At 40.7% G+C, this 13890-nt stretch carries 11 protein-coding genes; 8 read left to right on the forward strand and 3 right to left on the reverse strand.

Annotation, left to right across the window (positions count from 1 at the left end; translation table 11 throughout):
* The first annotated feature begins 24 nt into the window (after positions 1-24).
* Positions 25-981 carry an LCP family protein gene (locus C6348_RS00880; RefSeq protein WP_106031443.1) on the forward strand — a complete coding sequence of 319 codons (957 nt, stop codon included), beginning with the start codon at positions 25-27 and terminating at the stop codon, positions 979-981.
* 68 nt (positions 982-1049) lie between these two features.
* On the opposite strand, the gene C6348_RS00885 is transcribed toward C6348_RS00880, so the two are convergent.
* Positions 1050-1412 carry a YhjD family protein gene (locus C6348_RS00885; protein ID WP_106041507.1) on the reverse strand — a complete coding sequence of 121 codons (363 nt, stop codon included), beginning with the start codon at positions 1410-1412 and terminating at the stop codon, positions 1050-1052.
* Between the two features lie 156 nt (positions 1413-1568).
* On the opposite strand from C6348_RS00885, the gene C6348_RS00890 reads away from it, so the two are divergent.
* Positions 1569-2186: a TVP38/TMEM64 family protein gene (locus C6348_RS00890; RefSeq protein WP_034663493.1), complete on the forward strand. Its 618-nt coding sequence runs from the start codon at positions 1569-1571 to the stop codon at positions 2184-2186.
* Complete coding sequence (lepB, locus tag C6348_RS00895; protein WP_034663490.1) at positions 2186-2698, forward strand: signal peptidase I; 513 nt, start codon at positions 2186-2188, stop codon at positions 2696-2698. Before C6348_RS00890 ends, lepB begins: the two co-directional genes overlap by 1 nt.
* A gap of 34 nt (positions 2699-2732) precedes the next feature.
* Here lepB and C6348_RS00900 read toward each other — a convergent pair whose 3' ends face one another.
* The gene (locus C6348_RS00900) at positions 2733-3878 is read right to left on the reverse strand and encodes an AbrB family transcriptional regulator (protein ID WP_106041509.1); all 1146 of its coding nucleotides are present in this window, start codon (positions 3876-3878) and stop codon (positions 2733-2735) included.
* Positions 3879-4144: 266 nt separating this feature from the next.
* Here C6348_RS00900 and C6348_RS00905 point away from each other — a divergent pair, with 266 nt between their 5' ends.
* From C6348_RS00905 to C6348_RS00915, 3 genes are read left to right on the forward strand one after another with little or no spacing between them, the layout of a single operon-like run.
* The gene (locus C6348_RS00905) at positions 4145-4567 is read left to right on the forward strand and encodes a BlaI/MecI/CopY family transcriptional regulator (RefSeq protein ID WP_024425495.1); all 423 of its coding nucleotides are present in this window, start codon (positions 4145-4147) and stop codon (positions 4565-4567) included.
* A complete protein-coding gene (locus tag C6348_RS00910) occupies positions 4560-5399 on the forward strand; it encodes a M56 family metallopeptidase (protein ID WP_106041511.1) in 840 nt (279 codons plus the stop codon). The genes C6348_RS00905 and C6348_RS00910 overlap by 8 nt, the downstream gene beginning before the upstream one ends.
* Positions 5400-5456: 57 nt before the next feature.
* On the forward strand, positions 5457-5867 hold the full coding sequence (locus C6348_RS00915; protein WP_034663477.1) for a DoxX family protein: 411 nt from the start codon (positions 5457-5459) through the stop codon (positions 5865-5867).
* A gap of 196 nt (positions 5868-6063) precedes the next feature.
* Here the strand turns inward: C6348_RS00915 and C6348_RS00920 are convergent, their stop codons facing one another.
* Positions 6064-6510: a ferritin-like domain-containing protein gene (locus C6348_RS00920; RefSeq protein WP_034663474.1), complete on the reverse strand. Its 447-nt coding sequence runs from the start codon at positions 6508-6510 to the stop codon at positions 6064-6066.
* 167 nt (positions 6511-6677) lie between these two features.
* Between C6348_RS00920 and addB the strand changes: the two genes are divergently transcribed.
* Positions 6678-10187 (forward strand): helicase-exonuclease AddAB subunit AddB, encoded by a 3510-nt coding sequence (addB, locus tag C6348_RS00925; RefSeq protein WP_106041513.1) that lies wholly within the window; start codon positions 6678-6680, stop codon positions 10185-10187.
* Positions 10165-13869 (forward strand): helicase-exonuclease AddAB subunit AddA, encoded by a 3705-nt coding sequence (gene addA, locus C6348_RS00930; protein WP_106041515.1) that lies wholly within the window; start codon positions 10165-10167, stop codon positions 13867-13869. The genes addB and addA overlap by 23 nt, the downstream gene beginning before the upstream one ends.
* Positions 13870-13890 lie beyond the last annotated feature (21 nt).

Below are 13890 nucleotides of genomic sequence, written 5' to 3' on the forward strand. Positions count from 1 at the left end.
AGATAGAGTGAGGGTTCGGAAAGGATGAAGGAAAAAACAAGATCAAAAAGAAGGCTGAGACCTTGGGTGAAAGCCGTGCTGTTTATCATGGCTTTTGTCATGGTGATGGCAGTGTCCGTGACAGGATATGCTTACTATAAAATTTCAAAAGCGTCGGATAAGGCGCAAGTGTCATTAGAAAGAGGAGACACCTCGCAAAAGCGTGTGAAAGCTTTTGATCCAGGAAAAGACAGCTTCTCGGTGCTCTTGCTTGGAATTGACAGCCGTCCAGGTGAAACGGTAGACGAAGCAAGAAGTGATGCGGTCTTACTGGCGGCGGTGAACCGAACAGAGAAAACCATCAAGCTCCTCAGTATTCCTCGTGATTCTTATGTTGATATACCGGGAAGAGGATATGATAAAATCGCCCACGCCCATGCGTTTGGGAGTGCAGATTTGTCAGTCAAAACGGTCGAAAACTTGCTGAACATTCCTGTAGATTATGTGATTTCAGGGAACTTTAAGGCGTTTCAAGACATTGTGGATGAGTTAAATGGAATTGACGTCACGATTGAAGATGAAGGTATCGCAAAACAAATGGAAAAGGATTCAAAGGGAAAAGTTCATGTGCAGACAGGCGCTCATACATTAAATGGTGAAGAAGCATTAGCCTTTGTGAGAACGAGAAAGGCAGACAGTGACCTCATGCGCGGAAAGCGCCAAATGGAAGCACTTCAAGCCATCTTTGAAAAATCTAAATCCATTTCTTCGATCCCGTCATATGACAACATCATTGATACACTTGGTGATAATGTTTCAACCAATCTGTCCATGAAGCAGTTTATCGGTCTTTTCCCGTTATTGAGCTCATTGAAATCAGTGGATACCATTCAGCTGAAGGGCCATGATTATCAGCCTGGGAATGTGTATTACTTTGAGTTAGATGGCGCTGGATTAGAAGAAGTGAGAACAGAGCTGAGAGAACAGCTTGAATTATCATAAATAAGTAGGAGCCTGCCGCTGTGGCAGGCTTTTTGCTTTGAATGGGTAAGCGCGACAATGAAGCAAATTCAGTTCGCTTGATGAAGAAAATACTGAGTCAGCAGTTCCTCTACCCGGTGGCGTATACGTGGATTAAAGTATTTATGCTTTTCTTCATAGCCATCCATGATAAATAGATAAGTTGTAAATCCTTCATCGTGTTCAATTTGCTGTACCTTCATTTTTTCTTTACGTAAATGCTGCTTCAGTTCATAAAGTGCTTTCTGTGCTTCCTTTAAGGCAGAGGTCACAAGCTGAATGTATGGTTCATTTAGTTTAAATGTTTGATGTTGTTTTAAGTGAGTCAAATCACGATTGAGGATGGAGATGACCATTGGAAGAAAGATGGCCTGTTCCATCATCTGAAGCTGTATTCTTGATAGTCTCGTCATGTCCAAGCCTGCTTTCTTTATTTATGGAACACCTGTTCTTATTTATTATATCGGATGAGTCAACCAATCTCAAGGGGGCAGGGGGGATTCATTTGTATATTTTTATGTTTTCCATGTAAAATGAAAAGTAGACAAACCTTGAAGGAGTCAAAGAAGTTGACATCATTTCTTTCCCTATTTACTCATGAAAATATCACATCATTTTTTGAAAGCTACAAGGCCTTTGGACCGATTGTGGCGATATTGCTACCCTTAATAGAAGCATTTCTTCCGTTTTTACCACTCGTTGCGTTTGCTGTAGCGAATGCAAATGCATTTGGCCTTTGGGAAGGCTTTTTATTGACCTGGATTGGCGCAAGTGCAGGGTCTATTCTTGTCTTTTTGCTGATCAGAAAATTTGGACAGATGAGAATGCTCAACTTTATCAGTAGGCATCCTTCCATTAAAAAATTGATGCTTTGGGTGGAGAAGCGAGGGTTTGGTCCGTTATTTATTTTACTTTGCTTTCCTTTCACGCCCTCTGCTGCCGTCAATGTTGTAGCGGGTTTATCAAGAATTAGCTTTTGGCAATTCTCATTAGCTGCTTTATCTGGCAAGTGTGTCATGCTCTTTATCATTAGTTTTATTGGCTATGATCTTTCTGCTTTAGTTAAGAATCCGTTAAGAAGTGTTTTTGCGGTTCTAGTTATCGCGTTATTATGGTATGTTGGAAAGAGAGTAGAAAATAGGTTGAACATTCGAATGAGCAAGCGTGAGGACAAAGGAGGCTCTTAATGAAAAAGAAGCCATTGCTATGGTTGATGATTATTACAGGCATCGTCTTATTGTTCCAAGTAAAGAATTTCATGTTTGTCACGTACAAAGTAGAAGGGGTTAGTATGGACCCAACTTTTACAGATGGAACAGAATTATTAATCAATAAGTTCTCGCCAAAACTCACGAAAATTAGCCGGTTTGATTATGTGTTATTTCACGGACCTAAAAATCAAATCTTGATCAAACGGGTCATTGGACTCCCAGGAGAAACGATCAAGTATGAAGATGATCAGTTATTTGTCGATGGTGAAAAAAAGAAGGAACCTTATTTAAAAGAGCAGAAAAAACATAAAATGGGGAACGTCCTGACAGGAGATTTTCAGCTGAAAGCCATCACAGGAGACGATAAAATCAAAAACAATCATTACTTTGTGGTTGGAGATAACCGAATACATAGCTTTGACAGCCGGCATTTTGGCACCATTTCAAAGGATCAAGTCGTCGGTGTCAAAAGGAATACCAGCGAATAAAAAAGGCGCTCTGCATATGCAAAGCGTCTCTTTTTTATTTTGCGGCTTTATAATCAGGCTGCCTTTTTGCCCAGACATGATGTAAGAACCGGAAAAACGGTGGCAGCATTGCAATGACGAGAATAATTCTGACGACTTGTACAGCCACAACAAAGGTAGAATCCTCGTGAAGTGTGACCGCTGTTGTTGCCATCTCTGCAATACCGCCAGGCGAAAAGGCAAGAATGGCTGTAATGACAGAAATGCCTGTGATCTCAGCAATGGCAATAGAGCTGAGGACAGTCGCAGCAATGAGCCCGGCTGAGCTGACGACAGCCACAATGAGAGTGTTTTTTAGTCCAACAAACATCTGTTTATTCATTTTTGATCCGATGGTTGCACCTAGAAATACTTGAGACGCAATGTTCGCTTGTGCCGGCCAATAAGGAATCAAATCATAACCTATGAGTGCGCCCGCACCAACTTGAAGAGCTGCGACGCCTAGCATGCTGCCGATCAGCCAAGGGGCAGGGAAATGAAGACGAACTGCCAGGCGTGACATGAGCCAGGCACCTAAAATAAGTGCAGCGGTCCAAGAGATGTTTGACAGGGTGAAAACGCCCGAAGAGAAGGCACTTCCTTGCGTAGCTACAGCCGCATCCGCTTCGTTTTTTGTATTTAAATAAAACACTGTAAAAGGGATAGTGAGTACAACCATTAATACACGTATCGTTTGCACGAGACTCACAACAGCTGTATTTGCTCCCACCTCTTGGGCAATCCCCGGCATAGCGGATAAACCGCCGGGGGCAGTTCCGACAAAGCTTGTCAGCATATCTGTTTTGCTCAGCTTCCATAAGACAAAGCCTGAGAGCATCGCCAGTAGAATAGAAAAGACGAGCATGAAACTCACAGGGAGCCAATTTTCAGCGAAAATGTGAAGGACCTTCATATTCATTTTCTGTCCGAGTTCGATTCCGAGAATGAATTGACCAAGGAGCAGCCATCTGCTGTGAATACGTAAGGTGCTGGATCCTTTACGCTGAAATAGGGTGGGGCGGCGCATGGCAATAAAAGCTGCTGTGATTAATGTACCAACCATCCAGCCAATAGACATTCCTGTTAAAGACAAAAGAAATCCACCTAAACCGCTTATCGCAATCAGAATGAGATCGGTTCGAAGGCTGTTTCCTTGTTTCATCACATGTAAACCTTCTTCCTCTATGTTTGTTCAGTAAGTGAAATGTTGTTATCTTCACTATAATACAAAAGTCTCTATAAATAAAATACGATTTTTTTTACCATTTTCATAAGATTATCTTATCAATAAATGGTTAGCAAATTCTTATAAAGAAAGAAATAATTTTTACCAAAAGCAAAGTCAATATACAACGATTTTCCCCTATTTATCTTATCAGTTGACTATCATTTTCAATTACACTACAATGCTTAGTGTGGGGTGATAACATGAAAATTCCTTCTTTTAAATATAATGAAAAGGGATTGAATCGTTTTTTTGGTCCTTTAGAGGGAAGAATTATGGAGATCCTTTATCAAGGTGAGGATATGCCGATTAAAGAGGTGCAGCAGAAGCTGTCAGATGAAAAGCCGATTAATTTCAACACGGTGATGACTGTGCTGAACCGCTTAACCGAAAAAGGAATTGTGGAGAAGAAAACAAAAGGGCGCTCATCTATTTATAATCCCATTTTAACAAAAGAAGAATTTCTAAATGAGCAAACAAAATGGATTACGCAAGGATTGATGGACGATTTTGGTCCATTGGCAGTGAATCATATGGTGGATGCGATTGAAAGTGCTGATCCTGAATTACTCAAAGTTCTAGAAGCAAGGCTAGCATCTAAAAAAGAGGAGCAGCAAAATGAATAAAATGAAGTCGAGTCTGCTGTTTTTAGGCGGTATATTGATTGGTTTAGCCATTTTTTATCAGATGGGGTATTACGTGCTTTCAAGCTTTTTTGGCTGGAACCAAGCATATAACCTGATCCATGTATGCCAGTCCGTGCTCGAATTTTATGGATTCACTCCTTTAAAGTATTTTCTAGATGCCTTAGTCCTCTACACATTGGGATTTGCAATTTTCTATATGGCAAAGCAAATCAGCAAGTACATTCAATTCAAACGACATATGATGTTGGCAGTCGAACAACAGTCAACCGAATTTCTGTCAGAGAAATATCAAAACGATATCATTGTGTTTCACTGTCAAGAACCGCTTGCCTTTGCAATGGGGATGCTTCACCCAAAGGTTTATTTATCAACAGCTCTCATGGACATGCTGGATAAAGAGGAGATTGACGCTGTTGTTCATCATGAATTGCATCACAAATACAGCTATGATCCCTTAAAAGCTTTCATGTTCTCAATGCTCACAAAAGTCATTTGGTACATTCCAGTGTTAAAGCATATGAGACAAAGCTACTCTGTTTTTCGCGAAGTGATTGCAGATGACTATGCCATTCAGCAGACAGGTACAGAGCTTGGAGTAGGGCAGGCCCTTTTGAAACTGATTAAAAAGAAAACCCAGTTTCAAAAACAAACAAAGTTTGCGGTGTCCTTTGGAGATCGGGCATTGAATTTAAGAATACAAAAAATCTTAAATCCAACTTACAATATTCCTTTTAATGTACCAATTATTCCAATTGTCACATCAGCCATTCTGATGGTGGTCTTAATGATTATGCTCAACTTAAATTACTAATTTTTTTTACTTATTAACATTACATTATGTAGTGTAAAAACAGGAGGAATTCACTATATGAAAACGAATCAAGAAATAGGAACACTTTTTGTACGCGTTATTTTAGGTATTATTTTCTTTTTACATGGACTTCAGGCATATCAAGGAGGACTGGGAGGAACAGCAGCATTCTTTGGGCAAATCGGTTTACCCGAATTTATGGCCTATATTGTCAAGACAATTGAGCTAGTCGGGGGTATCGCTTTGATTTTAGGTCTAGGAACACGTATTTTCGCAGCATTATTTGTACCAATTATGGCTGTAGCGATTATTACTGTTGGTTTTTCTAAAGGATTTGTTGGCGGTTATGAATTTGAACTTTCGCTGCTCGTCATGGCGCTTTATTTAACACTTAGCGGCAGTAAGCTGCTGTCAATTGATGGGGTTCTCAAGCATCAGCAGCAAAGCAATGAAGCAAAATTTCATTAAAAGATCATGAAAAAACTCCTTCTGCATTTGTGGCAGAGGAGTTTTTTTAATGGTCAAATTCTCATTTTCTCGTTTGAAAATGAGGAAGGGATGTGAGACTTTGCTGCATTTAGCGCTAACTTTGACATATTGAAGGAACGAAAAATCGATTTCATTTTTTGACGGAACATACGATCTCCTATTAAAATAGGACTATCTAAGACACATGGTGCGTTAAAAGGTATAAAAACCATACAGCATGCTGCTGTTCATCTTGAGCGATACGTTTCATTAGCTCTTTTGTTCCTTGGTCACGGACATAGTCTGATACGCTTAAGTAAAAATCGACCGTTTTTTGTTCATCTTTAAAGGCAAACATAAGTCCTTCTCTGAATTGTTCTGGACAAGGTTCTGTTACGCTTGGTTTGTGGTTTCTACCTGTTAAAGAATAATATAGCTTTGAAAATAGTTGATAGTGTCTGACTTCATCCTGACGTATTTCTTGAATGACCTTTTTCGCCTCAGGGTTTTTTGCTTTTTGGGCAAGTTTTTCGTAGCATTGGATCGCAGAATATTCACCATTGATCGCCTTCTCAAGGTCTGAAATGATCCTTGTGTTTTGGCGCATGTCATATGGCGAGTAGTCATAGTAATCGTAATACATGATATTGCCAGCCTCCTTTTTGTTCATGATGGTTTATGATATGAAAAGAGTGAGGAAAGGTGCCTATGTTATTTCAATCAGATAGGAGAACGGGAACGTGATAGGAAAATAGCTATTTCCCTTTATTTTCGCTAGAATATGAGTACATAAGAAAGGTGTTGTGGAACGTGGAGATTCAGTTTTTAGCAGGCAGATCGGGGAGTGGAAAAACGACTGCAATCTTAAAGGAAATCAAAGAACAGCTTCGGCTTGATCCGTTGGGTCCGCCAATCATTTTTTTAGTCCCGGATCAAATGACATTTTTAATGGAATATGAGCTTGCAAAAACGTCTGAAGCTGGCGGAATGATCAGGGCCAAAGTATTTAGTTTCACACGTCTTGCTTGGTCTATTTTACAGCAGACTGGCGGAGCGAACCGGCAATTTGTGACAAGCACAGGAATTCAAATGCTTTTAAGAAAAGTGATTGAAGAGCAGAAAGAAAAGTTTAAAGTATTCAAAAAAGCGAGTGATAAGCCGGGATTTGTGGAGCAAATTGAAAAGACGATGGCTGAATTCAAAAGGTATTGTATGTTGCCGGAGGATATTGAAAAAATTTCAATGTCGAGCATGTATTCAGAGTATACAGAAGAAAGACGGGCAGCCGAAAAATTGCATGATCTGCATGTTCTTTATCAGCAGATGGAGCAGCATTTACAAGATGAATATGTGCACTCAGAAGACTATTTGACACTTCTCTCGCAGCAAATTCCTTCATCTGAAGAAATAAAAGGAGCACACATTTATATAGATGGTTTTTATCAATTTACACCGCAGCAGCTTCTTGTCATTGAACAGCTCCTGCTGCATGCAGCAAAAATAACTGCTGCTTTCACAGTGGATCGCTCCTATCATGATAGGCAGCCAAATGAACTTGATTTATTTCGCATGACAGGGAAAACGTATTTCCAGCTCTATCAGCTTGCTAGAGAGTGCGGAGCTGACATTTCTGAAAACGTTTTGGAAAGAAATAAACGGCACATTTATACACCAGATCTTGCTTATTTAGAACACCAATATGAGCAGAGACCAGTGCAGCCATATCAGGAAAACACCCCTCATCTCACAGTGTCTAAAAGTGCAAATAAACGAGCTGAAATTGAGGGGGTAGCGAGAGATATACTTGATTTAGTGAGAGAAAAAGGACTTAGATTGAGAGATATCTCGATTGTTGCACGGCATGTAGACGACTATAAAGATACGTTAAAAGAGGTTTTTCGAGATTACGATATTCCTTTTTTTATTGATGGAAATGAATCGATGCAGTATCATCCGCTCATTGAATTGATTCGTTCGAGCTTGGATGTCATAAAGGGAAACTGGCGGTATGAAGCGGTATTTCGCTGCGTGAAAACAGAGTTCTTATTTCCGCTTGAACTCGCTAAGAACAAAGCGAGAGAGCAGGCAGATCAGCTCGAAAACTATTGTATTGCTTATGGTGTAAAAGGAGAACGCTGGACAAACGGTTCCCGGTTTCATTACAGGCGCTTCCAATCATTAGATGAGGATTTTGGACAAACAGATCAAGAAATTGAAATGGAACAAATGCTAAATGACGTCAAAGAATGGATCGTGCCCCCGCTTTACCAGTTGCAGATTAGGCTCAAAAAAGCGCAAAAGGTAAGAGACATGGTAGAGGCTGTCTATGTCTTTTTAGAAGAGATACAAGTACCAGATAAGCTTGAAAAAGCGAGGCTTGAGGCTGAAGAAGCAGGTAGATTAGCTGAAGCAATGCAGCACGGACAAGTATGGGATGCGGTTATTCAATTAATGGATGAATTTGTTGAAATGCTAGGTGAAGAAGAGCTCTCATTTCCTTTATTCCAACAAATGATGGATACAGGATTAGCTTCTCTAAAATTCGCTTTGATTCCGCCTTCACTCGACCAAGTATTTATTGGAAGTATGGATTTATCGAGAATGTATCAAGTGAAGTGTACGTTTATCGTTGGTGTAAATGATGGCGTTATTCCCGCACGCCCCTCTGATGAGAGTGTATTGTCTGAGGATGACCGTGAATGGTTAAAACGAGCAGGAGCAGAGCTGGCAGAGACAGGAAAGGAACGGCTGCTAGATGAGCAATTTTTAATTTACCAAGCGTTATCGAGTCCATCACGTCATTTGTATCTATCCTATTCGGCTGCTGATGCAGAAGGACGTTCTCTTTTGCCTTCGACACTCATCAAGTATTGTCAAGAGCTTATGCCAAATCATCAGCAGGCTCTTTATGTGTTAGATCCAGAACAACTGGATGACGAGGAGCAATTAAAATTTGTAGCGAATGAGCATGTTTCGTTATCGTATACCGTCTCACAGCTGCAGCAATGGCTCAATCAATATCCCATTAGTGGTGTATGGTGGAGTGTCTATAACTACTTAATGACATCTCCTAATCGGGATGTATCAAAAAACATCATGTCAAGTTTGTTTTTTACAAATCGAGCGAAGCCATTAAAGCCTAATGTCACAAAAGAGCTTTATGGTGATCATATTCAGGGCAGTGTTTCAAGAATGGAGAAATTCAATGCGTGTGCATTTTCTCACTTTGCTTCCCATGGGTTAAAACTAAAGGATCGACAATTTTACAAATTGGAAGCACCTGATATCGGCCAGTTGTTTCACTCGGCTTTAAAACATATTTCAGATACGCTTGTTGAACAAAAAAAGGATTGGAAAAACCTAACGAAGGAAGATTGTGTCACCTATTCAAGACATGCAATCGAACAGCTTGCTCCGCGTCTTCAAAAGGAAATTCTATTAAGCTCTAATCGGCATGCTTATATTAAAGAAAAGCTCCAGAAAATCTTGATTCGAGTCTCTTCTATATTAAGTGAACATGCCAAAGTGAGTGGATTTTCTCCAGTAGGGCTAGAGTTAGGTTTTGGGGGGCAAGGGCCATTGCCGCCGTTTACTTTTCAATTAAAGAATGGCTGTACGATGGAGCTTGTCGGAAGAATTGACCGGGTAGATAAAGCAGAAGGTTCAAAAGGGCTGCTCTTGAGAATAGTCGACTACAAATCCAGTGAGAAAGGTCTTGACTTAGCAGAAGTATACTATGGGCTGGCCTTGCAAATGCTCACTTACTTAGACCTGACCATTACGTATTCGAAAGAGTGGCTCGGGGTTGAAGCGACGCCTGCTGGCATTTTATATTTCCATATCCATGATCCGCTCATTCAAGCTCCTATTCCGCTTGCAGAGGATGACATTGAGCAGGAAATATTCAAGAAATTTAAAATGAAGGGTTTATTGCTTGAAGATGTAGAAGCTGTAAAGCTCATGGATCAAACGCTTGATTCAGGTAGATCACAAGTCATTCAAGCCGGCTTGAAAAAGGATGGGTCTTTCCGTTCTGACTCTGCAGTTTTAAGTGAAGATCATTTCCATATACTCACACAACACGTTCGGCGCACATTTGAAGAAGCAGGCGAAAGAATTACAAATGGAGAGGTCGCAATTAATCCATATAAATTGAAGGATCAAACACCTTGCCGCTTTTGTTCATTCAAGTCTATTTGCCAATTCGATGAATCAATAGAGGATAATGATTTTAGGGTGCTCACCTCTGAGAAAGATGATGTTGTGATAGACCGGATCAAAAAAGAAGGGGATCAGTATGCAAATACCAAAACCGAATAACAGTACGTGGACGGATGACCAATGGGAAGCCATCGTTTCAGAAGGACAAGATATCTTGGTTGCGGCGGCGGCAGGGTCAGGAAAAACAGCTGTTTTGGTTGAACGGCTGATTCGAAAAATGACCCGGCCTGAACATCCAGTTGATGTGGACCGTCTGCTCGTTGTGACTTTCACAAATGCATCTGCGGCAGAGATGAAGCATCGGATTACAGAAGCACTTGAAAAAGAATTAGCCAAAAACCCTGGGTCCCTTCATATGAGAAGGCAGCTGTCCCTCATGAATCGTGCCAATATTTCTACCTTGCACTCCTTTTGCTTGCAGGTTTTGCGCACCTTTTACTATGAAATTGATCTTGATCCAGGATTTCGTTTGGCCGATCAAACAGAAGGAGAATTATTAGGAGATGAAGTGTTAGATGAACTGTTCGAGGATGAATATAAGGCTGGAAAGCCATCATTCTTTGAACTGGTTGATCGTTACACTTCTGACCGCCATGACTTAGATTTGCAATGGCTTGTGAAGAGAATTTATGAGTTTTCTAGGTCTCATCCTTCACCTGAGCAATGGATGAGGGCATTCCTTTCACTTTATGATGTAGATGCTCAAACAAAAGTAGAAGAATTACCGTTTTATCCATATATCAAAGAAGATCTTTCTCTCGTTCTCCGGAGCTGCCAGGAGCTGCTTGAACGAGCTCTTTCGCTATCAAAAGAGCCGGGCGGCCCAGCACCGAGAGCAGAGAATTTTATAGATGATTTAGAGCAAGTCAATGAATTAATCTGTCATCAAGATGATTTTGAGGAGCTTTACGAGCTTTTGCCGAACGTCAATTTTAAAAGGCTCAAAACGTGCAAAGGGGATGAATATGACCCTGTTTTGTTAGAAAAGGCCACAGATGCACGTAATCAAGCAAAAAAACAACTAGAAAAGCTAAAAGATGAATACTTTATGCGCAGTCCTGCCCAGCATTTAAAAAGCTTAGCTGAAATGAAGCCAGTTGTGGAGACGCTTGTAGAGCTTGTGATCCAATTTGGTGAGCGTTTCGAAAGAGCGAAGCAGGAAAAGTCAATCGTCGACTTTTCGGATTTAGAGCACTATTGCTTACGCATTTTAGCGGAGCAGGATGCAGAAGGACATTTGATCGAAACAGAAGCTGCTAAGTACTATCAACAGCAGTTTGAAGAAGTGCTCGTTGATGAATACCAGGATACAAACCTCGTACAAGAAACGATTTTAAAGCTTGTGTCTAAAGGGGAACATTCTGCAGAGGGCAATCTGTTTATGGTTGGTGATGTAAAGCAGTCCATTTATCGTTTTAGACTGGCTGAGCCCATGCTCTTTTTAAACAAATATAAACACTTTCAACCAGACGGCAAAGAAACAGGGAAGAGAATTGATTTAAATAAAAACTTCCGAAGCCGTTCAGATGTTTTAGATAGTACGAACTTTTTGTTCAAGCAGCTGATGGGGGAAACAGTTGGAGAAATTGAATATGATGAACAAGCTGAATTAAAGCTTGGAGCGAGTTATCCAGAAAGCAAAGATACAACGACAGAAATGCTCCTTGTCCACTTAGATCAGCAGGAAGCGGAAAGCGACGAAGAGCGAGAAGAACTTGAGACCGTCCAATTTGAAGCGAGAATCATTGCTAAAAAAATAAGAGAATTGGTGGAGCAGCCATTTCAAGTGTACGATGCAAAACAGCAAATGACCCGTAACTTGCAGTATCGTGACATTGTCATTTTGCTTCGGTCTATGCCGTGGGCCCCGCAAATGATGGAAGAATTAAAGAAGCAGGGAATCCCTGTATATGCGAATCTTTCCTCTGGTTATTTTGAAGCAACAGAGGTGTCTGTCATTCTTTCTTTGTTAAAAGTCATCGATAATCCGTATCAGGATATTCCGCTTGCAGCTGTTTTAAGATCACCTATTGTTCATTTAGATGAAAATGAAATGGCACTTATTCGAACGAATGATAAAAAAGGCACTTATTATGATGCTGTAAAGGCATTCATGAGTGTGACGCATTCTGATCACCCTACATGCAAAAAATTAGAGCGATTTTTCCAATTGCTGCGTAAGTGGCGTGATTTCTCCATCAATCATTCGGTGGCAGAATTAATTTGGGAAGTCTACCGAGATACGCAGTATCTTGATTATGTTGGCGGGATGCCTGGAGGTAAGCAGCGGCAGGCGAATCTTCGTGCCCTTTATGATCGAGCCAAGCAATATGAAAAAGCTGCCTTTAGAGGGCTATTTCGATTCCTTCGTTTTATTGAAAGAATGCAGGAGCGTGGAGATGATCTTGGTGCGGCAAAAACGTTCAGTGAAACAGAGGACGTTGTGCGCATGATGACGATCCACAGCAGTAAAGGATTAGAATTTCCAGTCGTCTTTACTGCAGGACTCGGCAGGAACTTTAATATGATGGACTTAAACCAGTCCTACTTACTTGATAAAGAGCTAGGCTTTGGAAGTAAGTATATCCATCCTGAGCTGAGAATTAGTTATGCGACATTACCGCTTGTGGCGATGAAAAAAAAGATGAGAAAAGAGTTATTATCTGAAGAACTGAGGGTCCTATATGTGGCGCTCACAAGGGCTAAGGAAAAATTATTTCTGGTCGGCTCTGTCAAAAATCAGGTGAAAGCATTAAGCAAATGGCAAAATGCCGCGACTGGAGAAGAGTGGCTGCTCCCTGATTTTGAACGTTATCAATCGAAAACATACTTAGATTTTATTGGCCCTGCCCTCATCCGTCATCAAGCGATGTCATCTGTTTTAGAAGAAACAGGCGATGTTGTTCTTTCGCATCCGTCTACATTCACTATCTCGTTTACGCAAGCTTCTGATCTTCTAAAGGAAGATATGTCACTTGAAAAGAAGCAGCAAGACGAGGTAGTACAAGCATTGATGGATGGTCTGCCTGTTGAAGGATATGGTGATGCTGATGAGAAGGTGGCAGAGAGACTTTCATGGAAATATCCATATTTAGCGGCCTCGCAAGTCGGCACAAAGCAGTCTGTTTCCGAGATAAAAAGGATGAAAGAAATACAGGATGAGTACAGTGTTCCTTCTTCTATTCGAAAAGCTCGTGCAACATTGTATGACCGGCCGGCTTTCATGAAGAAAAAAACACTCACTGCCGCAGAACAAGGCACCGCAATGCATACAGTCATGCAGCATATCACGCTTCCTTCTGAGGAGCCCTATGATGAATCACGTATAAGGCACCTGCTCGAATCCTTACAGCAGCGAGACTTGCTAACAGATGAGCAAGTCCAGTCAATTGATCAAGAAGGAATTGCTGCTTTCTTCTCTACTTCAATTGGTCAAAAACTGCTGAAAGCGGACTGGGTAAAACGAGAGGTATCATTTAGTATGGTGTTACCTGTTAAAGAGGTATACAGTCATATTGATACTGAGGGAGAGCCTGTTCTGATTCAAGGAATGATTGACTGTTTATTTGAAACAGATGGAAAGCTATATTTACTAGATTATAAAACGGATAGAGTGCAAGGCAGATATACAGGTGGACTTGACGCTGCTGAACCTATCTTGAAAAAGCGCTATGAAACCCAAATAGCGTTATATGCAAAAGCAGTAGAGCGTTTGACAAACAGAACATTAGAGGAGAAAATTCTCTATTTCTTCGATGGGAATTTAGAAATCTCTTTATAAATGTATCGGAATGAGAGGTGA

The sequence above is a fragment of the Bacillus sp. YBWC18 genome, from assembly GCF_002998775.1.
In the GTDB taxonomy this organism is placed as follows: domain Bacteria; phylum Bacillota; class Bacilli; order Bacillales; family Bacillaceae; genus Bacillus.